The organism is Gulosibacter sediminis (genome assembly GCF_030011715.1).
In the GTDB taxonomy this organism is placed as follows: domain Bacteria; phylum Actinomycetota; class Actinomycetes; order Actinomycetales; family Microbacteriaceae; genus Gulosibacter; species Gulosibacter sediminis.
In genome coordinates this window covers 1-25,367 of sequence record NZ_JASCYH010000038.1, presented here as the reverse complement: position 1 = coordinate 25,367, position 25,367 = coordinate 1, and the positions used below count along the sequence as shown (strand labels likewise).

Below are 25,367 nucleotides of genomic sequence, written 5' to 3'. Positions count from 1 at the left end.
GTTTTTGTAGTTTTGGCAACGCCAAAACTACAAAAACCGACCACTCAACTGCGCTGACGGCGCAGCGGCGTTGGCGGAGTTAGGGTGTGCCGCGAGGAAGGCGACCGGGGCTAGAGGTCGCGGCGGGGGCCGTCGGCCGAGGAAGTCGTGACGACCTCGAGGCCGTTCCAGCCGAACTCGGCGTAGGCCTCGTTGAGGTTGTTGCGGAACTCGTCGACGCGGTCGAGTGGGATCAGCACGAACACCGTGCCACCGAAGCCCGAGCCGGTCATCCGCGCACCGAGCGCGCCGTTCGCGAGCGCGAGCTCGGTGATGAGGTCGATGCGCCGCGTCGACGCCTCGAAGTCTTCTCGCAGCGACTGCTGCGAGGCGTTGAGGATCGGCCCGGTGTGGGCGACGCCGTCGGTGCGCAGCACCCGCGTGATGTCGAGGACGCGCTGGATCTCGGTGAGCACGTACGCTGCGCGCTTACGGTCGACGGGGTCGAGGTTCGTCGCGGCCTCAAAGTCCTCGAACTTCACCTCGCGCAGAAACTGGCAGCCGAGCGCCCGCGCGACCCGATCGCAGGCATCGTGGCGGTCGGCGACGATGCCCTCCCAGTTGCGGTGGTTCTCGCCCGAGTGCACGAGCAGTTGCGCGAGGCCGAGCTCGGCGAGTGGCGGGGCATCGAGCAGCGTCACGTCGTTGCCGCGCGCGTCGAAGAAGACGTCCTTGTTCGCCTCGGCGCTCAGGCAGACGACGTGGTCGGCGGGGCCAGCTGAGGCGCCGACATAGTTGTTCTCGACGCGGTAGCCGAGCCGCGCGAGCCGCTGCACGTCGAGCTCAAACCCCCACAGTGCGTTGATCGCGAGTGAGATCGCACCGCAGATCGACGCGCTCGAAGCGAGGCCGCCGCCGATCGGCAGGTCGGTCGTAATAAAGAGGTCGAGTCCAGTCGGCTCGAGCGCCGCATCTTCGTCGCCGTCGATGAGCTCGGAGTTGAACATTTGAATGTGCTCGAGCCCCGCCCAGATCGTACCGAGCGGATAGTCGAACCAGTTGTGTTCGGCCGGCGGCACGAGCTGCTCGAGCGTCGTCTCGATGACGTCGCCGGCGAGGTCGGTGCGCACCCGCACGACCGAATCATCGCGTCGCGACATCGCGACCGCCGAGCGCTGTTCAGTCGCATGTGCGAGCGTGAGCCCGTCCTCGATGTCGGTGTGGTCGCCCATGATGCTCACGCGGCCAGGTGCCGACCAGACGCCCTCGGGCTGTGCCCCGTACGCGGCGGCGAATTGTTCGGCAACGAGTCGGCTCGTGTCTCGAATCATCAGTCTTCCCGGGGTACGCGGTCAGGGCATGCGCGAGCAAAAGGTCGGCATCTCGACTCTACGACGATTTGCTGAACCCCATCGCAGACCTGAATGCGCCGGCGCCGATGGTGCGGGCTCCGAGCGCCTCGGCGCGGGCCCGCAGCTCGCGGTCGCTCGTCACCACGAGCGTCGTCATACCCGGCTCAATTGCGGCCACGACCTCGTCATCGCCCGAGCCGGCGGCGGCGCGGATGCGCACCCCGGGCTCGGATGCGCAGGCCTCGGACACGGGTCGGGCCGCACCCTCGACAACGAACGTGACGCGCGGCCAGGCGGTCGCAACGTCGAGCCCGAACAGCGACGCAGGGCAGCCGTCCGCGGCGATGGGGGAGATCTCCGCAACGACGCGCCGGGCCCCACCGGCGCGATCCTTCCACCAGCCGTCGGGCCGCGAGCCCATGACGTTCGCGACGTCGACGATGATCTCGACCCGCGCATCCAGCAGCGGTCGCAGCGTCGGCCAGGCGAGGGCAAAGCCGGGATGCAGGCGGAGCCGCTCGAGCTCGTTGACGGCCACCCAGGCGAGCTGGTGCGACTCGTTGTCGTTCATGTGCGCCTCGAACGGCGTCGTCACCCGCGCGATGACGGTCGTGTACTTCCAGAAGCCGAGGTCGCGCACGTAGGTGAAGCGCGGGCACACCGCATCCTGCGGCACCGCCGCCTCTTCGAACGACTCTCGCAGCGCCGCCCGCACCGGCGTCTCGTCGAGATTCCGTGCGCCGCCGGGGATGCCCCAGGTATCGCCGTAGTGGCTCCAGGGTGCGCGGTGTTGCAGCAGGATGCCCCGGTCGGGATCGTGCGCGACGAGTCCGGCCGCGCCAAACAGCCCCCACATTCGGGTGCCGTCGGGGCCCTCCGCCCATCCGTCGCCGGAATTACTCACCCGGGCAGTCTACGAGGATGCTCTGGGCTCGGCGTGGCGGGTGACTCGCGGGGTCATGCGCTCGGCACTCACTTAACGCCCAGGAAAGTCAATTGACTTAACCGTGTGGAATGTGATTCGTTTAACCACATGGAAAGCAACATGGCCCCGCATAACGAAGAGAACTTTTCGGCCGCCGATGCCCTGCAGCAGATCGACTCCGATCGTGCTTCCTTCAGCGAGCGCATGAAGACGCCCCGCTGGTACTACCCCGTGCTCTCGATTGCGGCCGCCCTCGTCGTGGCCGCGCCCGCACTGATTCACGCGGGCGGCTGGAACCTTGTCGTACTCGCCGTGAGCCTCGCGATCAGCGTCTCGCTCATCTTCATTTATCGAAAGCGCACCGGTGTGTCCAGCACGAAGCCGTACGGCCCCCGTAGCTGGACGGTGCTGATCGTCATGATGGCGCTGCTGATCATGTGCATGGTGGTGGCAGGAGCGCTCGGGGGCGAGGGACTCAGCCTCTGGGTCTTCGCCCCGATGCTCGCCGCCATCGTCGTGTTCTGCGTCGGCGGGCCGATCTACGACCGCGTCTCGATTGCGGAGTACAACAGTGTCCGTTAATCCCGTGTTCCACGACGAAATCCACGCGCCGAACCGGCTGCGCATCCTGAGCCTGCTGCGGCCGCTCGAGGGCGCCGAGTTCACGGCGGTGCAGGAAGCGCTCGATCTCTCCGATGCGAACCTCTCGAAGACGATCAAGACGCTCGCCGAGCTGCAGTACGTCACGACGAGCAAGCTCGCGACGAGCGAGCGCGACCGCCGCCGTCGCACCTCGGTGCGCATCACGCAGCTCGGCGCAAAGACCTTCGACGAGCACGTCGCCGCGCTGCGTGAGCTGGTCGCCGGCGCCGAGCTGCCGAGCTAGCAGCGCGCGGCGAGCTCGGCGCCGGGTGAGGATCCCTGCCGCGGTTTTCTCACTTCTCTGCGCTTTTCCAACAGCGATGCGGTTTCCTAGTGAAGCCACCGATCTCGACCACTGACGTGGTCTTGTGGCGGAGCCGCGGTTTTCTACCAGCGATGCGACTCTCTATCGAAGGAGCAAAAATGCGAGCAGTGATGATGTACGCGCCCGGCGACGTTCGGGTTGATGAAGTCGCCAAGCCGACGATCGAGGCGCCGACCGACGCCGTCATTCGCGTGACCGCGACCTGTGTGTGTGGCTCTGACCTTTGGCCGTACCGAGGCGCGCAGCCGGTGAATGGACCGTCGCCGATGGGCCACGAGTACATCGGCGTGGTCGAGCAGGTCGGTGACGAGGTGCGGGAGGTCGCGGTCGGTGACTTCGTGGTCGGCTCATTTGTCGCATCCGACAACACCTGCGAGATCTGCGAGGCGGGGTTCCAGTCGCGCTGTATCCACCAGGTGATGATGGGCGGCATCGGCACCCAGGCCGAGTTCGCGCGCATCCCGCTCGCCGACGGCACGCTCGTAAAGGTGCCCGGCGAGCCGACCGAGGCCCAGCTGCGCAGCCTGCTCGCGGCGTCGGATGTGCTTGGGACGGGTTGGTACGCGGCCGTCGCGGCCGAGGCGGGTCCGGGCAAGACCGTCGCCGTCGTCGGCGACGGCGCGGTCGGCCTGCTCGGCGTGCTCGCGGCGAAGCAGCTTGGCGCCGAGCGCATCATCGCGATGTCGCGCCACGCCGACCGGCAGGCGCTCGCGCGTCAATTCGGCGCGACCGACATCGTCGAGGAGCGCGGCGAGGCCGGCGTCGCGAAGGTGAAGGAGCTCACCGGCGGCTACGGCGCACACGCGACGATCGAAGCCGTGGGCACGCAAGAGTCGATGCAGCAGGCGATTCACGCGACGCGCGCCGGTGGCCGCGTCGGTTTCGTCGGGGTGTCGCACGATGTGCAGCTTGAGGGCCAGGAGCTCTTCTTCGCATCGGTCGGTCTGCTTGGCGGCCCCGCGCCGGTGCGCCGATTCCTGCCCGACCTCATCGACCGCATCATGCGCGATGAGATCGACCCCGGTGTGGTGTTCGACCTCACGCTGCCGCTCGAGGAGGCGGCCGAGGCCTACCGTGCCATGGACGAGCGCCGCGCGACCAAAGTCATGCTGACGTTGTAGGTCATCTCAGGAACTTTCCTGCACTGACGTTCCTCTAACCCTCAGCAGTGCGTGACCTGCCGCCTCGTTTGTCGTGGCGGCAGGTCACGTTTCGAGGTGATGGAGGCAGAAAATTGGATATCGCGGAGCTGCACGAATGGCTCGGGATCAGCTTGCCGGTGTCGTCGCGCACCGACGAATCGCACCGGTATCAGGACACGCTCGCCGGCGTCCTGCTGGCGATCGGTTCGCGGAGCTTTCGCGCGACCGCGACGCTGACGGAGTCGGGCACAAAGCGGTTCGACTCGGTCGTGTTCTCGGCGACCTTCGCGACGAACGACTTTCTCGTCTTTGCCGACCGCGACCTCACCATCGACGCGCCATCGCCCATTGAGATCGTGCGTTGGGGTGCGGTCGAATCGATCGGGCTGAACAGCCACGTCGGCGCCCGCGGCGGAGTCGCCAGTTCGGTGACGCTGCACTTCTCGGGCAACCGCTCGCCCCGCCACATTGAGCGCTCGACGATTCGCTCGGGCGAGGGGTTCAACGAGCTCGTTGGGTTCATGCTCGACCGGTTGCGGTAGCTCGACCGGCCAAACGGATGCGGATCAGCGGCTCGTCGCCTGGCCTTCAGTGTCGCTGCTGACGCCCGAGGGGCGCTTCGGCGAGTTCTACGCCGTCGACGCGGGCGCGGAGCTCTCCGGATCCCGACCAGACGTACGTCAACTTTTCTGAACGTCGGGAGCTGGGAGATTCGGTGGGCACGAATCGCCGCCCATGAAACGACGAGGTCGTGACTGTGGGCTGGCGAGCTCGCGCGTCCAGGGACCGTTCACGGAGAGCGGGAATGCCCAACACCGACTGATGTTGGGCATTCCCGTGAAGCGATGGCGGTGGGCCCAGCGGGGCTCGAACCCGCGACCCATGGATTAAAAGTCCACTGCTCTGCCAACTGAGCTATAGGCCCGCCCGCAAGTCTAGCGGCTACGCGCGCGTCGAACCGCCATCGGTGAGGTCGTTGTTCGCCGCCGCGTCCGACGCATCCGCGGCTTCGGCTGGGCTGGCTTCGCCGGGCGCTGCCGCGCGACCCTGCTCGGCCCGCACATCCGTCAGTCCGGACGCCTCCGACGCGACCCGCGCATCCGGCTCGTCGCTGAGGTCGAGCAGCTCGTCCATGCCGTCGTCGGCCTCGAGCGGTGGGCCGAGGCGACGCTTGCGCGACGGCCACAGGCCTCGCTCGCCGCGGCGCCACCAGTTGTAGAGGGTGACGGCGGTGAAGACGGCGGCCATGGTCGCCGGGAGCATGCCCCACAGGGTCGGGAACTCGCCGAAGGTCGTCTCGAGGCGCACCCAGCCGAGCACGACGAGCCAGAGCTGGCACAGCAGCGAGAAGATCGCCCAGAGCGCGATGTTCGTGGCGGGCAGGGCGCGCGGACGCGTCGCGCGCACGACAAGCAGCAGCGCGAGAATCAGGCTGGATGCGGTCGGCACGACGCCCCAGAGCACGTTACCGAAGGCGGAGAGTCCGGTCTGGCTCGCCCAGTCACCGAAGCCAAGGCCTAAGCCGAGTAGCTGCCAGCCGTTGAGGGTGTCGGCGTCGTTGCGGATCGGGTAGGTGGTGAGCCACCACGGCAGGAACATCGAGATCACGATGAGTGCGGCGCAAATCCACGCCGACCAGCGCTTCTCCGGGGTTCCCGGCTGCACGCGCTGACTCGTCGAGTCGTTCAACGTTGCCTTGTCGTGGGTCGACGCGGCGGGTTCCGTCGAGGCGGATGCGGGGGAGGAAGGACGAAGTGCCATGACCACAAGAATACTTGCGGGGCGCCTGCGCCGGGCCGAACGTGGTTCGCCGAGCGCGCATCCCCTCGCATCACGGCGCGGAACGCGAGAGAATTGGGGGCGTTGCCCGGCGATCGTCGGGCCGGAGGGAGATGCTGTGGAACGCTTTCATCGACCGGTGCGGATGCCCATCGAGGCGTTTGACGTGTTCGAGGGAGCTCCCGATCCCGCGGCCGTAAACCGTGTAGCGCACGACACGGCGCACGCGCTGCTCAACCGCGTGCACGAGAGCGAAGACCCGGATGTGGTCGAACGCACCGTGCGCTACGCGAACCACAACGGCCTCGATGACCTCGTGCAGCTGTGGGCGCCGGCCGCGGCGCAGAGCCTGCCCGGATCGCTCTGGCGGCTCTACCTCGTGCACGCCGCCGTGACGCAGGATGCGGCGAACGCGAGCTATCTCTATCGCCGCGGCGCCGAGATCGACGTGTCGATCAACCACGTCGTTGCGGGCGCCGTCGAGCCGACCGGCCCCGCTGAACTGCAGTCGCTCATCGAGACGATTCTGCGCGGCGCATTCACGGGCGACTTCGCGGATGCGCTCGACCGCGCCGCCGCCTTCTGCGCCGTCATGTCGCAGGGCGCCGCCGCCGTCGCCGAGTCGGACGAGCACGCGAACCCGCCCCGCGCATCCGCCGCGCTGCGCCGGGGCGCGCGCTACCTCGATTTCGCGCGCGACCTCGCGTCGAGCGCGAAACTCTGGCGCGTCGGCGCCCTCGACTAGCGGGGTGGGCCCGGCTACGCGTCGTTGGACGCGTGGTTGCGGCAGCTCGCGGGTTTGGTCAAGGCGGTGGGCATCGGCTGGCGACGGATGCGCGGGGCAGGGCCGCGCGCAGGTGCGCTGAGGGCGGTCGGTCGCCTGGCCCAGGCTGCTCGTTCGGCATCGTGCCGGCGCGAGCGCAACGCGACGCGCCCGCATGCTCGCGAGGGGCGAACACGCCTTGCGTGCTCTGTCTCGGGTCGTAGAATTGACGACGCCGGGCCGCAGTAACCCCGGGCTCCAATTTCTGCCGCTTCGAGCGGCCTTCCGCCGAGAGGCGTTCTGCGGTCCGGCACTTTTCGTCTCTGGGGCGTTCCGCCCCGCCACAAAGTGTCCCCGGAATCCCACTTTTCGGCGCAGAAGTGGGATCTCGGGGACACTATGTTGCGGCGCCAAAGTGAGGTGCGCCCCACTCCTCGGTGCGTCGCCACAAAGTGTCCCTAATGTCCCACTCTTGCGCGCAGAAGTGGGATCTCGGCGACACCAAGGTGGGCCGTCACAGGCACCTGTGGACAGGCACACCATGAGACGGGTCGCGCGGGGTAGCTTGCCCGCGTGACCTCCCCAGACATTCCGCACGAGCTTTTGCACGCCCCGTTTACTGTCGCCGCCGGAAAGGCCGCGGGTATGACGCGGGCGCAGCTTCGCCGGCGCGGTCTCGCGGCACCCCGCCGTGGCGTCCGCGTTGCCAAGGCGACCACGAACCACCCGCTCGCAGACCTACGCGCCTACGCCGCGCGCATCCCCGCGGGTGCTGCATTCTGCGGCGAGAGCGCCGCGCGAATCTACGGACTGCCGCATCCCGACAGCCCGAAACCACCGCCACCGACCGAGGCTGCCTCGGCGTCGACACAACCCGTGCCGGCGCCAGCGCCAACGACATCACCGCAGCCAATTTATGTTGCCGCGGCGCGCGGCCGGTCCAAGCCGCGGGGCGCAGGAATCGTCGGCCGCAGGCTCAGCAAGCCGATGTTTCAGTGTGGCTTCGTTCGCTTGGTGGCGGGGTTTTTGCAGCGCTCCGTGGCGGTCTTGTTGCCGCGATCACGCAGGACTGGCTGCAGGTAGGTGTCGCGGTCTGAACCGAGAGGGGTGCGCCCGGTCGGGGCCGTTTGGATCGCTGCCGCTACGTCAGAGTCCGAAGGCTCCGCCGCTGACGAGGATCACGATGCCGAGGCCGATGAGAACGATGGGGAAGAGGATGTACTCCCAGCGTTCGAGCACTTCGGCGATCGGGGGGCGGGTGGCGACGAACTTTGCCAGGGCCACCAGGACCGCGACGAGCGCGAGGAAGACGATGCAGTAGGCGACTACTGCGAGAGGTTCCACGCTGAGGAAGACAGGGGTGTAGACGCCGATGTTGTCGCCGCCGTTGGCAAGGGTGACGCCTGCGACTGTCCACACGCCGACCTTCTTGCCGGCAACCTTGACCTCGTCGTCATCGTCGTCATCGTCTCCGCGCCAGGCCTGCCATGCGGCCCAGAGGCCGAGGCCCAGAGGGATGAGACCGAAGTACGGGATGGCTGCCGAGGGTAGGAATGCTCCGGCACCGATGGTCACCAGGACCGCGGCACCGAGGATGCCGGCGAATCCGAGGTACTGGCCGGCCAGAATGCGGGCGGTAGTGCCGCGCTGGCCTGCCCCTCGCGCGAAGAAGAGGGAGAGCACGATGATGTCGTCGATGTTGGTCGCTGCGAACAGGCCCATCGCCTGCAAGACCGAGGTGAGGATCATGCGCCCTCCCCAGCTGGGTCGCATCCGGGAAGCGAGCAGGCGGGATCGATGCACGGGGCGTCTTCGTCCACTGCCAGGGTGGCATCGACCAGTGCCGTCAGCGCCTGCGCCAGGTGCGAATCGGCGATCTCATATCGTGTCCGACGACCCTCGGGCTCGGAGACGACGATCCCGCAATCGCGCAGGCATGCCAGGTGGTTGGACACGTTCGGGCGTGTCAGGTCCAGATCTCGGGCCAGTTCCGCCGGGTAAGCGGGATGGTCGAGCAGGGTCAAGATGATCCGGGATCGAGTGGGGTCGGCCAGTGCACGACCCAGGCGGTTCATCACGTCGAGACGCGAAGCAATAGTCAGCATGGACTGAACTATACAGCGCGCACTGAACACTCGGCCACAGGCGTCAGCCCAGATCGCATGCCCGTAAGGGGAACCCTCACCGGACACCACCGCTACTTATCGAGAGGTGTCATTTTCCGAAGTCGCCTGCACATCCGGCCCCGTGTTCTCGGGGGTTGTGCAGTCGGCTGTTGAACGCTGGCCGTTCAGTAGTCGTGTGCACTAAAGTCGTTTTTGCTCAATAGTCCTGTTCTCAAAGGAGAGGCAGGGATGGACGAAGAACCATACGGGATCCCGTCGCCGGGGCATTTAACGATGTCGGATGCTCAGTGGGAGCAAACTCGGTTGCGTGCTGAAGTGATCGGCAATCTCGCCGAGCGTGACCATGTTGGGGTGGCTGCTGCCGATGAAGCCGCCGTCGAGCTGGGAATCTCTCGCCGACAGGTGTACGTGCTGTTGGAACGCTACCGTCAGGGCTCTGGTCTGGTGACCGATCTCGCCAGCCGACGGTCCGACGGTGGCAGGGGTGGTAATCGGCTGTCGGAGCCGGTCGAGCAGGTCATTCGCGAGCTTGTCCGCACACGGTACTTGACGCGACAGAAGCGAAGCATCGCTTCGCTGCACCGCGAGATCGCCCGAGTCTGTGCTGTGCGGGGGTTGCCGGTGCCGGCGCGGAACACGGTCGAGACGCGAATCGCACGGATGAATCCGATAGCAGTCGGTCGGCGACGAGAAGGGCCCGACAGTGTGCGGCCCTTGCAGTCGGCCGGTGATGACGTCCCAGCGATCGGGTCCATCTTGGACCAGGTACAGATCGATCACACCGTCATTGATCTGATCGTCGTCGATGAGCGGGAACGGAAGCCTGTCGGCCGCCCATATCTGACGTTGGCGATCGATGTGTGCAGTCGCTGTCTCGTGGGCATGGTCGTGACTTTGGAGCCGCCCTCGGCGGTGTCTGTGGGCTTATGCCTAGCTCACGCAACCGGTGATAAACGGCCCCGGCTGGAACGACTCGGGATCGAAGCAGACTGGCCGATGAGCGGGAAGCCGAAGGCGTTGTTCGTCGATAACGCCGCCGAGTTCAAGAGCGAGGCACTCACCCGTGGGTGTGAGCAGCACGGCATCGCACTGGACTACCGGCCGCTGGGCCAGCCGCATTACGGCGGGATCGTAGAACGCGTCATCGGCACGGCAATGCGCGAGATCCACGAGCTGCCAGGCACGACGTTCTCGGACCCAGGTGAGCGTGGCCGGTATGACTCCGAGAAAATGGCTGCACTGACTCTTGCCGAACTGGAGAAGTGGCTGAGCCTGGCAGTGGCTGCGTACCACGGCACCGTCCACAGCACGCTGGGCCTGACTCCGGCTGGGCGCTGGGCTGAGGGTGTCCTCGCGGACGGCTCTCCTGTGGTCACGGCGAATCCGACAGCGTTCTTGGTGGATTTCCTGCCGGTGATCCGGCGGAAGCTGACGCGTACCGGATTCGTCATCGATCACGTGCGTTATTTCGCCAACGTGCTCAAGCCCTGGATCGCGCGTCGCGAGAGTCTCGAACAGTTCATCATCCGCCGAGACCCGCGCGACATCAGCCGAATATGGGTGCTGGACCCTGAGGGCGAGGAATACCTAGAGGTGCCCTATCGGACGTTGTCGAATCCTGCTGTCAGCGTGTGGGAGCACCGGCAGGCGCTGGCACGACTGCGTGAACGCGGTGCCGCCGAAGTCGACGAGGTCGCGTTGTTTCGGATGATCGAACAGATGCGTCACATCTCTGAGACCGCCGAGAAGACCACCAAGCGGACCCGCCGGGAAGCTGAACGCCGTAATCACGCGGGAACCACGAGAAAGGCGTCTCCCGCGCCGACACCGGCTCCGCCGGCGACTGCGCCGGAACCGGGCGCGATGCGGCCTGCGGCCCGCTTCGAGGAGATTGAACAATGGTGACAGTCGACGAGGACCAGCCACCGGATCTGTCGCATCTGCATCCATCTGCACAGTCGACGGCGCGGCTGCCAGCTGCCGAGCGGGTCCACAGGATTCGAGCCGACCGCTGGATCGGCTACCCGAAAGCCGTCGAGGCTGTCGGGCGGTTGGAAACGCTGCTCGGGTGGCCACGGAAGCAACGCATGCCCAACCTGCTGCTGGTGGGGCCGACGAATAACGGCAAGTCCATGATCATCGAGAGATTCCGTCGACAGCACCTGCCCACGACTGAGTTGGATCGGGAACACATCCCGGTGCTGTGCGTTCAGATGCCCTCGGAGCCGTCCCCGTTGCGGTTCTATACAGCAATCCTCGCAGCCCTCGGCGCGCCGCTACGGCCGCGCCCTCGTGTGATCGAGCTCGAGCGCCTCGCACTCTCCCTACTGCGCGAGGTCGGTGTGCAGATGCTGGTGATCGATGAGCTGCACAATGTGCTTGCTGGACGTGGTGACGTCCGTCGAGAGTTCTTGAACCTCTTGCGATTCCTTGGCAACGAGCTGCGCATCCCGCTCGTGGGAGTCGGCACCCGTGAGGCATACCTGGCGATACGCTCGGACGACCAACTGGAGAATCGGTTCGAGCCGTTCGTGCTGCCTGTCTGGAAGGCAGGCGAGGACGCCCGGTCGCTGTTGGCCAGCTTCGCGGCGGCCTTCCCATTGCGGCGGCCCTCCCGCATCGAGACCGACGACATGACGCAGTACTTGCTCGCCCGCAGTGAAGGAACGATCGGTGAGCTTGCGCACCTGCTGACCGCGGCCGCGGTCGCGGCCGTCGAGTCCGGCGCTGAGACGATCAACCACCGGACGCTGACGATGGCCGACTACGTTGGCCCCACAGAGCGGCGGCGATTGTTTGAACGCGAGCTGATGTGACCGCCCGCTGGCCGATCCATCCGCGGCCGATTCCGGGTGAAGCCCTCACCTCATGGCTGCACCGGATCGCCGACGGGTATGGGATCACCGTCGATGATCTTGCATTCGATATCGGCTACTCCCTCGACCGCGATACGGATCTCGACCTGGCCCCACCGGAGGGGTTGATCGAGCAACTAGCGATCCAAACCGGAGTCAGCTCCGATCGGATTCACGGCATGAGCATCAGCGGGTACACCCCGTGGCTCTTGGACGACGTCGAGCCTGGCCCCGACGCGTTCAGCACCTACATCCGGCAATTGACCGTTCTCTTGCCCGAGAGGAACCGTCGTCGCCGGACGGTGAGCTCGTGGCGAGCATGGGTCCCGACCGCCGCTGTCCGACACCACCGAACCTGCCCACAATGTGTGCGAGATTCCACGTCTCCTCACCCCTACCTCGTGGTGTGGTCGCTGCCACTGATGCTCTCCTGCCCCGTCCACCACTGCTGGCTTGAGCACCACGACGGTCCGCCCGGCCATTACTACGCATGGCGCGACCCATCGAGCGCCCCCGAACCGCAGAGAGCCTCGCTGGCGATCCGGCGCATGGACGACCGGACGTGGCAAGCCCTGACAGCCGGAGTAGTCGACCTTCCACGGCATCGCATCCACGCCGGCACGTGGTTCCGGCTGCTGCGCACTGTGGTCGATGAGCTTGGTGCAACCATGAGCGAGTGCGGTGCCGCGCAGCGGCTGACGCGCGAGGTGTGGCAGCGCGCGGGATATCCCGTGCGAGCCGGTCAAGCGATGTGGCGGCCCTTTGAAGCGCAGACCCTGCAGAGGCAGACGCGGACCCTCGAAGCCGCAGCCATCGCAATGCGCGTGCTCGAGAACGGTCACCTGACGGGTCTGGGCCGCGATGCCGCATTGTTCCTCCCGGAACCCGACACCTCTCTTGATCCTGGCAAGCCACTGGTAACAACAGGATGCCCGAAATCCCTTAACGAAGCCCTGCACGACGCCGTCGAGGATGCCAAGCAGAACCCGGACAGCGCACGCCAGCTATTCAATCTCATGACGCTCTACCGCAGCGACGACGACGAGCACGTCCACCGAGTTCGGAACGATTTCGCCGAACTTGGCATCCCTCTCGAATTTCTGTCACATTAACTGCTTTTAGCGGGGTCTGCACGACATAGAATAAGTAACGGGTAAAGTGACAAATTTTATGTGGCGGCGATACTTCGGTTCTCATGTCACGTAAACGAACGTATAAATGATGGAGGAGAAACCTGATGCTGGTCGGCTACATGCGCGTTTCCAAAGCCGACGGCTCCCAAGCCACTGACCTGCAGCGCGACGCGCTCCTTGCCGCCGGCATCGAGCCTGCGCAGCTGTATGAAGACAAGGCCTCCGGCAAGAAAGAGGACCGCCCCGAGCTGGTCTCTTGCCTTCGGTCCCTGCGGGACGGGGACACTCTAATGGTGTGGAAGCTGGACCGGCTCGGTCGGGACCTGCGCCATCTGGTCAACATCGTCCACGACCTCACCGAGCGCGGCATCGGGCTCAAAGTCCTCACCGGTCAGGGTGCAGCGATCGACACCACCACCGCCTCCGGCAAACTGGTCTTCGGGATCTTCGCCGCCCTGGCCGAATTCGAACGCGAACTCATCTCCGAACGAACCATGGCCGGCTTGGCATCGGCCCGCGCCCGGGGCAGAAAAGGCGGCCGGCCCTACAAAATGACGTCCGCCAAAGTCCGCCTGGCGAAAGCGTCCATGGGTCAGCCCGACACCAAGGTTGGTGATCTCTGCAAAGAACTCGGCATCACCCGGCAGACGCTGTACCGGCACGTCTCGCCCACTGGAGAACTAAGGCCTGACGGCGCTAAATTGCTCTCCCGAAGCCGGGCGCAGTGAATATTGAGTACGACTGTATGGGCCGGCGCCCAGCGGCACGGAGGGTCCCCTTCACAGGCAGGTGTCTCTCTACCGCTTGCAGGTCCGACACCGCACCCAGTTGCTTGAAATCCAGTGCCAGGTTTGCTTACTAGTTGCAGATGCGGTTGGTGCATCGATCAACCCCGGTGGCGGTTACGGCACTGGGACAGTCGCTGAGCGCGGTGGAACGAAAGGAGCGGCGAATCGTCAGCCGCCGATGATGCCGATAATGGTGCTCACCGCCACGATGGCGGCGACGGCGAACACGAGGATGGCGAAGGCGGTGCGAACGTGTTTGCTGTTGAGTTTGTGTGACAGGCGGCTCGCGGCGAGCGAGCCGGCGATGGCGGGAATTGCGAAGGCCAGTGTTGGGACCCAGTCGATGGTGAAGCCGGTGGCGTGGGCACTGAATCCTGCTGCTGCGTTGATGGTGATGATGACCAGTGATGTTCCGACGGCCTGCGACATCGACAGACCGAGGAACAGCGTCAGTGCCGGAACGATGAGAAAGCCACCGCCGACGCCGAGCAGTCCGGTGAGAAAACCGATCCCAAGTCCGACGGCGGCTGCCTTGGGTAAGCACGATCGCAGGAAGGATCCCTGATCGGAGCCACAGTGTCCGGTTATCTCTGGAGTCTTGGGGAGCATCCGGGCCCCGGCGGCCACCATGATGGCGGCGAAGGCGAGAAGGAGCACCTCTTCGTTCAGGAGCCGGCCGGCGGCGGCTCCGCCCCATGCCGCTGGAATGCCGGCGGCCCCAACCGGCAGTGCGATACGCCAGCTGATACCGGTGCGGATACGGGGGATGACGGCGGCTATGGAGGAGAGTCCGACGACGAGTAGTGAGGTGGGGATGGCGTCGTGGGTGCTCATTCCCACGCCGTAGACAAGCGCGGGAACGGCAATGATGGAACCGCCGGCCCCGACCAGGCCCAGGACCGCTCCGACGAGCAGTCCCAGGGCCAGGGCGGCGGCGATCATGAAGCCTGGGTCTGCGGTGCCGGTCCCCGGGAGGGCAGTTGCAGGATGACTGCTTCGCGGGTTGGCTCCCGAGCCGCGCGGTTCCAGGGCATTGCGGCCAGTGCTTTGCCCATGGCGCAGGTGTTGGTCGCGGCGGAGAAGGTCAGTCCGGTGCCGATGGCCCCGGCGAGCATGCGGAATTTCGGTGAGAGGAACTTGCCGCCGGCGAGCCCGGTCACGACGAGGGAGCCGGCGACCAGGCGGACCTGGCGTTCGAGGTCCCAGCGTTGGGTGCCGTGGACGACGTCGCCGCCGGCGGCCGCGTAGGCGGGAATGCCTCCGGTCAATACATGGGCGGCTTCCACGCCGGCGCCGTTGAGGCGCTGCCGTGCCTGTTCGGCACGCGTGCCGGATTGGCAGACCAGTACGGTGCGTCGGCCGAGCCGCCCTGCGAGCTCATCGGCGTGTTCGGAGAGCAGCGGCAGCGGCACGTTGTATGAGCCGCGGATATGCACCGTTTCGAATTCGGCTCCGCTGCGCACGTCCAACACGATCAGGTCATCGTCGGTGTCGATCCAGGACTGCAGCGTTGCCGCGCCCACGGTATCGATCGTGGGTTTAGGTTGTGTTGAAGTAGTCAGACTTTCCTTTGTGCTTAAGGTGTCCCCGCCGCCGGCAAGGACCGGCGGCGGACCGCCGGGATGGGTGGATGCGCCTTTTTAGGGCTTGTGGGTGGGTCGACCTTCGGTTTCCCAGGCGGTCATGCCGCCGGCCATCGTGTCTGCGCGGAAACCTGCGACCAGCAGGTCCACGGCCGCGTGGGCGCTTCGGTTTCCGCTGGCGCAGACGGTGATGACCGGCCGGCCCGCATCGAGTTCTCCAAGACGGGATGCCAGTTGGCCGAGCGGGATGTGCACTGCGCCGGGGATCATGCCTTCGGCGGTTTCAGCCTCTTCACGTACGTCCAGGATGGTCGCAGTATTGCGGCGTGCATTGGCCTCTGCGGTGGTGATTTCGGACATGGCGGTATTTCCTTTCCGGTGATGGTGCTGCCCGGTGTTCTTAGGCGTTGGATGGTTCGTGAGTGGCTGTCCAGGCGCTGTAGCCACCGGTCAGATCCTTAACGTTGGTGTGGCCGAGGGCTCGCAGGGTGCTGGCGCCGACGCTGGAGCGCCACCCGCCGGCGCAGTGTACGAGGACGGGCCGGTCCGCGGGGACTTCGTTGTGGCGCTGCGCCAGTTCTGCCAACGGAATCCGCACGGAACCGGGCACCGCGCCGTCTTCGATTTCACCGGGATTGCGGACATCGAGAACCGTGGCCCCTTCGTTTTGGCGTTCTGTGTCGAAGGTTTCGACGTCGACGCGTTCTCCCCGCTGGACAATGTCGCCGAGTTCGGTGAAGGCGCGTGCCGGTTCGTTGAGGTAACCGGCCACCCGGTCGAAGCCGATCCGGCCCAGCCGCATCGCGGCCTCTTCTTCACGTGACGCGTGGGTGATAAGGACGATCTCCTCATCTGATCCGATGACCATGCCGGCCGTCTCGGCGAAGCGTCCGTCGAGTCCGACGTTGAGAGATCCGGCGAGGTGGCCTTCGGCGAAGTCCTCCGGTGAGCGGGTGTCGAGGATCCGAGCGCCGCGGGCGGCGGCATCCTGCAGGTCCCGTACGGACAGTGCACGGAGGTCACTGGCGGCGCCGATCAAGGGGCGGTCCTGACGGTTCAGTACGGCATCGACGGCAAAGTACTCCGGGATGGCCGGCTGTCCACTGCGGATCATGGCAACGAATTCGTCTTCACCCATCGGCTGGACGGAGAGGTTCATCATCCGCTGCGCACCGATAGTGGACTCGAGTTCATCCGAAAGGTTTTTGCCGCATGCGGAACCGGCGCCGTGGGCCGGCAGCACACGCACGTCGTCGGGAAGCTTCATCAGCACATCATGGATCGATGCGTAAAGGGCACGTGCCAGCTCGTCCGGGTCGGCGCCGACGGCGGCAGCCAGGTCGGGGCGGCCGACATCGCCGATGAACAATGCATCGCCGGTGAGTACCGCATCCGGGCTCGCACCGGACTGTTCGCGTACCAGTACGCTGATCGACTCCCAGGTGTGCCCGGGAGTCTCCAGGATCTCGAGTTCGACCTCACCGAGGGAGACCTTATCGCCGTGGCTGAAGGTGCGGATCTCGTATTCGGTTTCTGCTCGGCGGCCGTAGCCGATCCATGCGCCGGTGGCCTGGGCGAGTTCAAGGTGGCCGGCGACGAAGTCGGCGTGGAAGTGGGTATTGATCACCCCGGTGATCGTCAGGTTGTTCGCCGCCGCGTCGGCGAGGTACTCGCCAATGTCGCGCCGCGGATCGACGACGACCGCCTGACCGCTTCTCTCATCGCCGATCAGGTAGGAGCCATGGGACAGGCAGCCGAGGTAGTACTGATTCACGATCATTATCGTCCTCCAAAGGATTGTCGTTGGTGGGAATGAAGCCAGTCTTACACATACCCTAGGGGGTATGCAATAAGCCCCTGGGGGTATACAATTGAAGGCAAGCACGAAAGACTATGGAGGAACAATGCAACTCGACACCACAGATCTGGGCCCGGTCGTGAACCGGCTCAAGCGTGCACAGGGACAACTTGGTGCCGTCACACGGATGCTCGAAAACGGCAGTGACTGCAAGGATGTGGTGACTCAGCTTGCCGCCGTATCGCGGGCGCTGGATAAGGCTGGATTTGCCATCATCGCCAGCGGGCTTCAGCAGTGCATGAGCCAGGAGGACCCCAGTATCGATAAGAAGGACTTGGAAAAACTGTTCCTCTCCCTCGCCTAACAGCACCCCCGCCCGCACGAATCGTCAAGCAGCACTGCAGGTACAACCAGCAAGGAGCAGCAGATGAGCTACACCCACACGATCACCGTCGACCTTTCCTACACCGACGCCGTGGAACGGACCAAGGAGGCCCTCTCTGAACAGGGGTTCGGCGTCCTGTCGGAAATCGACGTCCGCTCCACCTTCGAGAGCAAGCTGGGCGCTGAGGCCGCAGAGGCGCTCGGCGATTACGTCATCCTGGGTGCCTGCAACCCCGGCCTGGCCCAGCGCGGCCTCACCGCCGAGCCGGATCTGGGGGCGCTGCTGCCGTGCAACGTCGTCGTGCGCCGCGGCCCATCAGCCGGCACCACGGTGGTCCAAGCCATTGACCCGCAAACCATGGTCGAGCTCAGCGACACCGATGCTGTCCGCGAAGTGGCCGACGATGCCGATACCCGGCTGCGCGCCGCATTAGCTCAATTGCCGGCCGCCGCCGGAGCGTAGGAACCCCACCTATTCCATCAGCGTGAACAGTGCCCATAGTGAAGGAGCATCCCATGGACGTCATCACGATCGACACCCCGCAACTGGGCGACCGCAGCTACCTGGTCCACGACGGCACGAGTGCACTGGTGATCGACCCGCAGCGCGATACCGACCGGCTCGAAGCCGCCGTCCGGAATGCGGGGGTGAAAATCACCCACGTTGCCGAAACCCACATCCACAACGACTACCTCACCGGCGGGCTGATGCTCGCCAAGGCTCACGGGGCAGAGTATCTGGTCAACGCCGCCGACCCCGTCGACTACGAACGGACCCCGGTTGCCGACGGGGAGGTCTTCCAGGTCGGCGATCTATCCGTCAAGGCGGTGGCCACGCCCGGGCACACCCACACCCACCTGTCCTATATCGTCAGCGATGGTCAAGGGCAGGCGGTTTTCTCCGGAGGGAGTCTGCTGTATGGCTCCGTTGGGCGCACCGACCTGGTCAGCGACGATGACACCGAGACCCTCACCCGGAACCAGTACGCCTCGGCGCGGCGGCTCGTTGCCGAAGCCGTCCAGGACGCCCCGCTGTATCCCACCCATGGGTTCGGTTCCTTCTGCTCCAGCGGACCTGCCGCCCAGGTTGATTCGTCCACTATCGGCGAGCAGGCCCGGGACAACCATGCTCTGACAGATCCGGACGAGGACCACTTCGTTTCGGAATTGATCGCCAACCTCAGCGCTTACCCTGCCTACTACGCACACATGAGCCCCCTGAACATTGAAGGCCCCGGTCCCGCGGACCTGACAGTGCCAGAGTCGGTCGACGCCGGCGAACTCGGCCGCCGCCTCAACGACGGCGAATGGGTCATCGACCTGCGCAACCGGGTCGCTTTCGCCAGCAACCATCTGGATGGGTCCGTCAGTTTCGAATATGGCGACGGGTCCAGCTTCACCGGATATTTGGGCTGGGTGCTGCCCTGGAACGACAAACTGACACTGCTCGGTACGCACGAAGATGTGGAGAACGCGATCCGGGACCTGTCCCGGATCGGCATCGATTCCCCCGATACTGCCACCGGCGGCGGCCCGGCCGAATGGGCCCATGGAGTGCCAACCGCCAAGTATCCCCGGGTTGGCTGGGATGAGGTTCCCCGCGGCAGCACCGGTGACGAAGTCATTCTTGACGTGCGGCGCACCGACGAGTTCGAAACCTCCCACATTCGAGGGGCCGTCAACATCCCCGTCCATGACCTGCCGTCCCGGATGGGCGACGTCCCGCCACAGCGGCTGTGGGTGCACTGCGCCTCCGGCTACCGTTCCGGCATCGCCGCGAGCCTGCTGCAGCGCGCCGGCAAAGACGTGGTCCACATCGACGCCATGTTCAACGAGGCCGAAAGTGTCGGCCTGCCCATGGCCGAATCGTAACCGCTCCTCACAGCGACAGCCTTCGCGCTGGCTCACCAGGCTCTGCTGTTCCGTGCCCGATTCGCTGCTGCTGCGCTTCGGACAGGCCCAGCCCGGTTAGCGACCGCGATCGAAGAAGCCACCGAAGCTGGGATCGCCGCCGTCTCCATCGGCGGGGCCCCTGCAGCACACGGTCCATCCCGGTGGTGGTGAGCAGGAAATGCCCGCTGCCCAAGGCTTGAGAGGTCAAAACTGGGTTGACACATACCGGCAAGAGACACATAGGACTGAAGATCTGACCATGCACGACCAGAGAGAAGGAGCACGATCATGATGAACGGCGGCGGTATGGGTGGTATGGGATTGATGTGGGTCTTCGGGCTGCTGGTGCTCGCCGGGGTAATCGTGCTGGTGGTCGTGCTGGTAACGACCCTCTCCGGCAGATCCTCGAACACCGGCGCACCCGATCACGGTCGTGCCCCCGGCGCGGATCCTGGCCGGGGGCGGGAGATCCTCCAGGAGCGCTACGCCCGCGGCGAGTTGAGCGCCGAGGAGTACCGCGAACGGTTGCAGACCCTCGAAGATGACGGCCGGTGAGCCCGCTGACCCGCCGGCAGCTGCTGGCGCTTGGCGCGGCAGGGGCCGGTGCCACCGTCGTCGGCGGGACCGGGCTGTGGTGGACCGCCACCGGCGGCCGCGGGTACACCGGTGGTGAGGACCTGATCGAACCGCAGGTGCTGGCCAGCCGCGAAGGCGTGCTGGAACTGGACCTGACCGCCGCCCAGACACGCATCCAGGTCGGCGGACGGCAGGCATCCGTGAAGGCTTTCAACGGCTCCCTTCCCGGCCCGACTCTGCGCGTGGCACCCGGAGATACAGTGCGGGTTGCGATGACCAACCGTCTGGAGGCGCCGACGAACCTGCACGTGCACGGGATGCACGTTTCCCCGGAAGGCAACGGCGATAACCCGTTCGTGAGTATCGCACCCGATGGGTCCTTCAACTATGAGTTCGCCTTGCCCGCCGACCATCCGCCGGGCACCTACTGGTACCACCCGCACCGCCACGGCCACGTGGCCGATCAGGTCGCCGCTGGACTCTACGGGGCCATCATCGTTGAGGACACCGAGCCGGTCCCGGTCACCCGGGAGCGGGTCATGGTGGTCTCGGATCTGACCCTGGATGCTTCGGGCAACCTCGCCGAGGTGAGTCAGATGCAACAGATGATGGGCCGGGAAGGTGAGGTCGTGCTGGTCAACGGAGCGGTCCGCCCGCAACTGAACGCCGCGCCCGGGGAGCGGGAACGGTGGCGAATCGTGAACGCCTGCCCCTCCCGGTACCTCCGACTGCGGTTGGAGGGCCAGCAGGTGCGGGTGCTCAGCCGCGACCTCGGCCGCCTGCCGACCCCCGAGGACATCACCGAAGTGGTGCTGGCCCCCGGCAACCGCATCGAGATGCTCGTGGAAACGACCGAGGGCTCCTCCACGCTGGTCGCCGCACCGGTGGACCGCGGCGGCATGGACGCCATGATGGGCGGGACCATGATGGGTGACAACGAGACCGGTAGCGGCGAGCCGGTCGAGCTGCTCACTCTGACAGTGTCCGGAGCACCCGTCCAAAAACCTCCACCTGTGCCTGAAGGACCGGGCCTGCGAGATCTGCGCGGGGAGCCGATCACCGCCCGCCGCACCCTGGACTTCGCCATGGGCATGGGCGGCGGGGCCATGATGGGCAGTGGGGGCGGTGAGGGGGACACCACGATGATGGCCTTCACCATCAACGGCCAGGAGTTCGGCCCCGACCGGGTCGACACCCCCGTGGCGGCCGGGACCGTGGAGGAGTGGACCCTGAAAAACTCCAGTCCCATGGACCACCCCATCCACCTGCACGTATGGCCCATGCAGATCGTCCAGGACGGAAACCGCGACCTCTCCGAACCGAGGTGGCAGGACGTAGTGAACGTCCCGGCCCGCAGCCAGGTAAAAGTCCTCATCGCCTTCGAGGACTTTCCCGGGAAGACCGTCTACCACTGCCACATCCTCGACCACGAGGACCAGGGCATGATGGGCACCGTAGAAGCCCGCTGACCGCGACGTGCGGTGACGACCGTGGCGACACAGTGCTCCGTGCCCTGCGCCGCCAGGCGAAAAAATGAGGGAAGCGCCGAAGAACAAGATCAGCAGGGTCGTCGATCAGAGCGCGGCCTCCAGCAGATAGTGCAGCCGACTTCGGACATTCCGTGCAGCCGACTTCTGAAAATGACATGTCGGGACGGCGATACATTCGTGGTCACCAAGCTCGATCGGCTGGCGCGTTCAGTCCGTGATGCCCACCAGATCGCCGACGACCTCGCGGCGCGGGAAGTGAAGCTGAGCATCGCCGGATCGGTGTACGACCCGACCGACCCGATGGGGAAACTGTTGTTCAACGTGCTGGCGATGGTCGCCGAATTCGAAGCCGACCTCATCCGTGCCCGCACCCGCGAGGGGATGAAGGTCGCCAAGGCCAAGGGCCGGCTGCGCGGGAAGTCACCGAAACTCACCCCCCGGCAAGAAGCTCACCTCGTCCAGCTACATGCCGCCGACGAGCACACCGTGGGCGAGCTGGCCGAGCTGTTCAGCGTGGGCCGCTCCACGGTCTACCGCGCCCTTCAGCGCGCCGAGCGCGGGCGCGAGAACGCCTTGCAGTAGGTGCGTCGTGGACGCTCGAGCGCGGTGGCGAATCCTCAGGCTCCACGTCGAGGACCAGGTGCCCCTCGCGCGCTTAGCTCGCGAGACCGATGTAGGGCTGCGGACCCTGGAGCGCTGGCACGCCCGCTACCGCGCCGACGGCTACGCCGGACTGGAGACAGCCTCACGGGCGGACGCCGGCTCCCGCCGCCTTCCGCCCGACCTCGTCGACCTGATCGAGGGCCTGGCACTGAGCAAGCCGCGGCCGGCCATCGCCACGATCCATCGCAAAGTCACGGGCATCTGCGCCGCCCGGAGGTGGCCGGTCCCCTCCTACTCGGTGGTGTGGGACATCGTGCGGACCCTGGATCCCGGCATGGTCACCCTCGCCCTGGGGGGGCGCAGCGTCCTACCGCGACAAGCACGAGCTGGTGCTACGCCGGCAAGCAGAGCTGCCCAACGCGATGTGGCAATCCGATCACACCATGCTCGACATCCTGGTGGTGGGCACCGACGGCAAGCCTGCACGGCCATGGCTGACAACGATCCTCGACGACTGCTCCCGGGCGGTCTGCGGCTACACAGTCTTCCTGGGCGCACCGTCGGCGATGAACACCGCCCTGGCGCTACGCCAAGCGATCTGGCACAAGACCGACCCGGCCTGGCCGATGTGCGGCCTGCCCGACGTGCTCTACGTCGACCACGGCAGCGACTTCACCAGTGACCAGCTCGCCCACACCGCCGTCGACCTCCACATCCGACTGATCCACTCCACCGTCGCCCGACCCCAGGGACGGGGCAAGATCGAGCGGTTCTTCGGCACCATCAACACCGAGCTACTCGCCACCCTGCCCGGACACATCACCGAAGGGCACCCCTGGCCGACACCGAAACTGTCCCTGGCCGCCCTCGATAGCGCCCTGGAGGCGTTCGTGGCCACCTACAACGACCGCACGCACAGCGAGCTCGGAACCTCCCCGCGCAGCGCGTGGATCGCCGATGGCTGGCTGCCCCGAATGCCCGAGAGCCTGGAAGACCTCGACGGACTGCTGTTGACCGTCGCCAAGACCCGCGTCGTGCGCCGCGATGGCATCCGCTTCCAGGGCATGCGCTACGTCTCGCCAACTCTGGCAGGCTACGTCGGACGCTCGGTCGTGATCCGCTACGACCCCCGCGACATCACCGAGATCCGCGTCTTCGATCACGACGAATTCGTCTGCAAGGCCGTCAACCAAGAGCACCACGACCAGAAGGTCAGCCTCAAGGAGATCCAGGCCGCGCGCAACGCCCGCCGCCGGGCGCTGCGAGCCGGCATCAACGAACGCATCGCCCTCGTGGCCGCACCTACCGAGACACCACGGATCACCGAAGCACCGGCTCCGGCGCCGAGGTCGGCGTTGAAGATCTACAAGGAGGACCTCAGGTGAGCCAGCGCTTCATCGTCACCAAGGAGCACCGCCGCTTCACCGAGTTCGCCGACGCCGTGCGCCGCGGGCACACCATCGGTTTGTGCTTCGGATCAGCCGGCGTGGGAAAGACACTCTCCGCGCGCCGCTACGCACACTACGAGAAGGCTCATGACCTGCTGACCTACTGGGGGCCGCGCTCCGACAACGACGCCAAGATCTACGCCGCCTTGAACCGGAGCCGCACCGTGCTCTACACCCCCAGCGCGCTGACCACCCCGCGGACCCTGAAGGACGAGCTGACCCAAGCCATCACCCGCACCAACATGTGCATCGGGCAGCACCTCGTACCTCCCGGCACGGACACTCCCGAGGCCTGGGGATGGCGACACGGCAGGAACTACGTGGAGCTGATCATCGTCGACGAAGCCGAACGACTGCGTCCCGCCGCGCTGGAACTGCTGCGCGATCGCTACGACCGCGACGACATCGCCCTGATCCTGATCGGCATGCCCGGCCTGGAGAAGCAGTTCAGCCACTACCCCCAGTTCTACAGCCGAGTCGGCTTCGCCCACCAGTACCGGCCCCTGGGACAAGACGAACTGCTGTTCGTCCTCGAGCGACACTGGCGATCCCTCGGCAAGACCCTCGACCCCGACGACTTCACCGACGCCCAAGCCATCGCAGCCATCGCACGGATCACCCGCGGCAACTTCCGGCTCCTCGAACGCCTCTTCCCCCAGATCCAGCGGGTCCTGAAGATCAACGAACTCGACACCATCACCAACGACGTCATCGAAGCCGCACAGAGCACCCTGGTCATCGGTGTCACCTGACCCCGCCACGAAGCGACCGAAGAACCCCGCCATTCAGCAGACGAAGTCACAGTTTCAGGTCCGCACGTTTCGACGACTCCCAGTGCTGCGGCCCGTCGAGACATTCCTCAGTTGCTGCCGTAATCTCACCGTCGAGGATGCCGTGGTGATGCTCGATGCGTTGCTGACGAACAAATCCCACTATCCGGGTATCAGGTTGCATCAGCGCCCCGCAACCACGATGAGGTCACTCGAGGCGCGACTGCAAGAAGTGGGTCCGATTCCCGGGATCGGTACTGCGAGGGATGCCCTCGCATTAGCGCGCCGTCGCGTCGCTTCGCCCATGGAGACACGACTACGCCTCCTGCTCGTGCGATCCGGACCCCCCGAGCCCGAGGTGAACGGCATCGTGCAGTCGCACGAGGGGGACTGGTCGGCCGAGGTTGATCTGCTTTACCGCGAGGCAAAGATCGCCATCGAGTACGAAGGTGATGTGCACCGCACCGACGACAAGACGTTTCGGCGCGATCTCGAGCGAGAGCGGCGACTGCGGGCACTCGGCTACGAGTACGTCCGCGTCACCGTGACCGCCATGGGTGAAGACGGATCCCTCATCGCCGACCTCCGCGCGCTGCTGGCCCGGCGCTCGAACCCGCGCGCCGCATCCGCCATGCCTCTTGCTCCCTAGCTTCCCGGCTGCTTGCCCAAAGTGTCGCCGATGTCCCATTTCTGAGCGCGAAAGTGGGATGCCGGGGACACTCTGCTCTGGGTCGCGAGCGCGTGCCTGAGGCGGCTGAGACAGAGTGTCGCCGATGTCCCATTTTTCGGCTTGAAAGTGGGATTTTGGGGACACCCTGATGGCAGGGGAGGGATGTGCGGGGCCGGGCGAGAGCGCGGGCCCGGGATGTGCGGGGGCGGGATGCCGCGGGCGGGGGAGTGCGGGCGCCCGCGCGGCCACGCCGCGCACGCCCCGGAAACGACGCGGGCGCCCCCCCGGAGTGGGGCGCCCGCCAACCCCCAGGCTGCGCGCCATAGCCCCAGCGGCCGGGGCC

26 protein-coding genes, 1 tRNA gene and 2 pseudogenes are annotated in these 25,367 nt (G+C 65.9%); 19 read left to right on the top strand and 10 right to left on the bottom strand.

Annotated features, from left to right (window positions below):
• Nucleotides 1–110: 110 nt before the first annotated feature.
• Complete coding sequence (locus tag QM019_RS10750; RefSeq protein WP_282852979.1) at nucleotides 111–1,310, bottom strand: galactokinase; 1,200 nt, start codon at nucleotides 1,308–1,310, stop codon at nucleotides 111–113.
• Between the two features lie 58 nt (nucleotides 1,311–1,368).
• Nucleotides 1,369–2,235 (bottom strand): NUDIX domain-containing protein, encoded by an 867-nt coding sequence (locus QM019_RS10745; RefSeq protein ID WP_282852978.1) that lies wholly within the window; start codon nucleotides 2,233–2,235, stop codon nucleotides 1,369–1,371.
• Between the two features lie 141 nt (nucleotides 2,236–2,376).
• On the opposite strand from QM019_RS10745, the gene QM019_RS10740 reads away from it, so the two are divergent.
• The 4 genes from QM019_RS10740 (at nucleotide 2,377) to QM019_RS10725 (ending at nucleotide 4,907) form a co-directional block, all read left to right on the top strand.
• On the top strand, nucleotides 2,377–2,838 hold the full coding sequence (locus tag QM019_RS10740; protein WP_282852977.1) for a hypothetical protein: 462 nt from the start codon (nucleotides 2,377–2,379) through the stop codon (nucleotides 2,836–2,838).
• Complete coding sequence (locus QM019_RS10735; RefSeq protein ID WP_282852976.1) at nucleotides 2,828–3,142, top strand: transcriptional regulator; 315 nt, start codon at nucleotides 2,828–2,830, stop codon at nucleotides 3,140–3,142. Before QM019_RS10740 ends, QM019_RS10735 begins: the two co-directional genes overlap by 11 nt.
• 179 nt (nucleotides 3,143–3,321) lie before the next feature.
• The gene (locus QM019_RS10730) at nucleotides 3,322–4,344 is read left to right on the top strand and encodes a zinc-dependent alcohol dehydrogenase family protein (RefSeq protein ID WP_193128148.1); all 1,023 of its coding nucleotides are present in this window, start codon (nucleotides 3,322–3,324) and stop codon (nucleotides 4,342–4,344) included.
• 113 nt (nucleotides 4,345–4,457) lie between these two features.
• On the top strand, nucleotides 4,458–4,907 hold the full coding sequence (locus QM019_RS10725) for a hypothetical protein (protein WP_282852974.1): 450 nt from the start codon (nucleotides 4,458–4,460) through the stop codon (nucleotides 4,905–4,907).
• 310 nt (nucleotides 4,908–5,217) lie between these two features.
• Here the strand turns inward: QM019_RS10725 and QM019_RS10720 are convergent.
• Together QM019_RS10720 and QM019_RS10715 are read right to left on the bottom strand one after the other, a co-directional pair.
• Nucleotides 5,218–5,290, bottom strand: a tRNA-Lys gene (locus tag QM019_RS10720).
• A 17-nt stretch (nucleotides 5,291–5,307) separates the two neighbouring features.
• Nucleotides 5,308–6,126, bottom strand: coding sequence for a hypothetical protein (locus QM019_RS10715; protein WP_282852973.1), 819 nt, complete (start codon nucleotides 6,124–6,126; stop codon nucleotides 5,308–5,310).
• Nucleotides 6,127–6,262: 136 nt separating this feature from the next.
• Here QM019_RS10715 and QM019_RS10710 point away from each other — a divergent pair, with 136 nt between their 5' ends.
• Nucleotides 6,263–6,889, top strand: a complete 627-nt coding sequence (locus tag QM019_RS10710) for a DNA-directed RNA polymerase subunit beta (RefSeq protein WP_193128151.1) — start codon at nucleotides 6,263–6,265, stop codon at nucleotides 6,887–6,889.
• Nucleotides 6,890–8,053: 1,164 nt separating this feature from the next.
• Here the strand turns inward: QM019_RS10710 and QM019_RS10705 are convergent.
• Complete coding sequence (locus QM019_RS10705; protein WP_282852972.1) at nucleotides 8,054–8,656, bottom strand: cadmium resistance transporter; 603 nt, start codon at nucleotides 8,654–8,656, stop codon at nucleotides 8,054–8,056.
• On the bottom strand, nucleotides 8,653–9,012 hold the full coding sequence (cmtR, locus tag QM019_RS10700) for a Cd(II)/Pb(II)-sensing metalloregulatory transcriptional regulator CmtR (protein ID WP_282852971.1): 360 nt from the start codon (nucleotides 9,010–9,012) through the stop codon (nucleotides 8,653–8,655). The genes QM019_RS10705 and cmtR overlap by 4 nt, the downstream gene beginning before the upstream one ends.
• Nucleotides 9,013–9,261: 249 nt before the next feature.
• Between cmtR and QM019_RS10695 the strand changes: the two genes are divergently transcribed.
• The 4 genes from QM019_RS10695 to QM019_RS10680 all read left to right on the top strand — a co-directional run bounded on the left by QM019_RS10695 (nucleotide 9,262) and on the right by QM019_RS10680 (nucleotide 13,749).
• Nucleotides 9,262–10,938, top strand: coding sequence for a Mu transposase C-terminal domain-containing protein (locus QM019_RS10695; protein ID WP_129701449.1), 1,677 nt, complete (start codon nucleotides 9,262–9,264; stop codon nucleotides 10,936–10,938).
• The gene (locus QM019_RS10690; protein ID WP_166826448.1) at nucleotides 10,932–11,849 is read left to right on the top strand and encodes a TniB family NTP-binding protein; all 918 of its coding nucleotides are present in this window, start codon (nucleotides 10,932–10,934) and stop codon (nucleotides 11,847–11,849) included. The genes QM019_RS10695 and QM019_RS10690 overlap by 7 nt, the downstream gene beginning before the upstream one ends.
• Nucleotides 11,846–13,000, top strand: coding sequence for a TniQ family protein (locus tag QM019_RS10685; protein ID WP_188950326.1), 1,155 nt, complete (start codon nucleotides 11,846–11,848; stop codon nucleotides 12,998–13,000). The genes QM019_RS10690 and QM019_RS10685 overlap by 4 nt, the downstream gene beginning before the upstream one ends.
• A 125-nt stretch (nucleotides 13,001–13,125) precedes the next feature.
• Nucleotides 13,126–13,749 carry a recombinase family protein gene (locus tag QM019_RS10680; RefSeq protein ID WP_119296828.1) on the top strand — a complete coding sequence of 208 codons (624 nt, stop codon included), beginning with the start codon at nucleotides 13,126–13,128 and terminating at the stop codon, nucleotides 13,747–13,749.
• A 228-nt stretch (nucleotides 13,750–13,977) separates the two neighbouring features.
• Here QM019_RS10680 and QM019_RS10675 read toward each other — a convergent pair whose 3' ends face one another.
• From QM019_RS10675 to QM019_RS10660, 4 genes are all read right to left on the bottom strand, one after another.
• Nucleotides 13,978–14,751, bottom strand: a complete 774-nt coding sequence (locus QM019_RS10675; protein WP_345961030.1) for a sulfite exporter TauE/SafE family protein — start codon at nucleotides 14,749–14,751, stop codon at nucleotides 13,978–13,980.
• A complete protein-coding gene (locus QM019_RS10670; RefSeq protein WP_282852970.1) occupies nucleotides 14,748–15,332 on the bottom strand; it encodes a rhodanese-like domain-containing protein in 585 nt (194 codons plus the stop codon). The genes QM019_RS10675 and QM019_RS10670 overlap by 4 nt, the downstream gene beginning before the upstream one ends.
• A gap of 117 nt (nucleotides 15,333–15,449) precedes the next feature.
• Complete coding sequence (locus QM019_RS10665) at nucleotides 15,450–15,752, bottom strand: rhodanese-like domain-containing protein (protein ID WP_119296827.1); 303 nt, start codon at nucleotides 15,750–15,752, stop codon at nucleotides 15,450–15,452.
• A 40-nt stretch (nucleotides 15,753–15,792) separates the two neighbouring features.
• The gene (locus QM019_RS10660) at nucleotides 15,793–17,172 is read right to left on the bottom strand and encodes an MBL fold metallo-hydrolase (RefSeq protein WP_062862456.1); all 1,380 of its coding nucleotides are present in this window, start codon (nucleotides 17,170–17,172) and stop codon (nucleotides 15,793–15,795) included.
• A gap of 124 nt (nucleotides 17,173–17,296) precedes the next feature.
• On the opposite strand from QM019_RS10660, the gene QM019_RS10655 reads away from it, so the two are divergent.
• The 10 genes and pseudogenes from QM019_RS10655 (at nucleotide 17,297) to QM019_RS10615 (ending at nucleotide 25,003) form a co-directional block, all read left to right on the top strand.
• Nucleotides 17,297–17,554: a metal-sensitive transcriptional regulator gene (locus QM019_RS10655; RefSeq protein ID WP_062862455.1), complete on the top strand. Its 258-nt coding sequence runs from the start codon at nucleotides 17,297–17,299 to the stop codon at nucleotides 17,552–17,554.
• A gap of 63 nt (nucleotides 17,555–17,617) precedes the next feature.
• Complete coding sequence (locus tag QM019_RS10650) at nucleotides 17,618–18,037, top strand: DUF302 domain-containing protein (protein ID WP_062862454.1); 420 nt, start codon at nucleotides 17,618–17,620, stop codon at nucleotides 18,035–18,037.
• Nucleotides 18,038–18,090: 53 nt separating this feature from the next.
• Nucleotides 18,091–19,446 carry an MBL fold metallo-hydrolase gene (locus tag QM019_RS10645; protein WP_062862453.1) on the top strand — a complete coding sequence of 452 codons (1,356 nt, stop codon included), beginning with the start codon at nucleotides 18,091–18,093 and terminating at the stop codon, nucleotides 19,444–19,446.
• A 309-nt stretch (nucleotides 19,447–19,755) separates the two neighbouring features.
• Nucleotides 19,756–20,022, top strand: a complete 267-nt coding sequence (locus QM019_RS10640) for an SHOCT domain-containing protein (RefSeq protein WP_091971640.1) — start codon at nucleotides 19,756–19,758, stop codon at nucleotides 20,020–20,022.
• Nucleotides 20,019–21,512 carry a multicopper oxidase family protein gene (locus QM019_RS10635; protein WP_282852968.1) on the top strand — a complete coding sequence of 498 codons (1,494 nt, stop codon included), beginning with the start codon at nucleotides 20,019–20,021 and terminating at the stop codon, nucleotides 21,510–21,512. The genes QM019_RS10640 and QM019_RS10635 overlap by 4 nt, the downstream gene beginning before the upstream one ends.
• 144 nt (nucleotides 21,513–21,656) lie before the next feature.
• Nucleotides 21,657–22,115 (top strand): annotated as a pseudogene (locus QM019_RS10630) (recombinase family protein); the annotation flags it as partial.
• 7 nt (nucleotides 22,116–22,122) lie between these two features.
• Nucleotides 22,123–22,209 (top strand): annotated as a pseudogene (locus tag QM019_RS12940) (hypothetical protein); the annotation flags it as partial.
• A gap of 370 nt (nucleotides 22,210–22,579) precedes the next feature.
• On the top strand, nucleotides 22,580–23,521 hold the full coding sequence (locus QM019_RS10625) for a Mu transposase C-terminal domain-containing protein (RefSeq protein WP_428831966.1): 942 nt from the start codon (nucleotides 22,580–22,582) through the stop codon (nucleotides 23,519–23,521).
• A complete protein-coding gene (locus tag QM019_RS10620; RefSeq protein ID WP_282852965.1) occupies nucleotides 23,518–24,336 on the top strand; it encodes an AAA family ATPase in 819 nt (272 codons plus the stop codon). The genes QM019_RS10625 and QM019_RS10620 overlap by 4 nt, the downstream gene beginning before the upstream one ends.
• A 349-nt stretch (nucleotides 24,337–24,685) precedes the next feature.
• The gene (locus QM019_RS10615) at nucleotides 24,686–25,003 is read left to right on the top strand and encodes a hypothetical protein (RefSeq protein ID WP_282852963.1); all 318 of its coding nucleotides are present in this window, start codon (nucleotides 24,686–24,688) and stop codon (nucleotides 25,001–25,003) included.
• The last annotated feature ends 364 nt before the right edge of the window (nucleotides 25,004–25,367 follow it).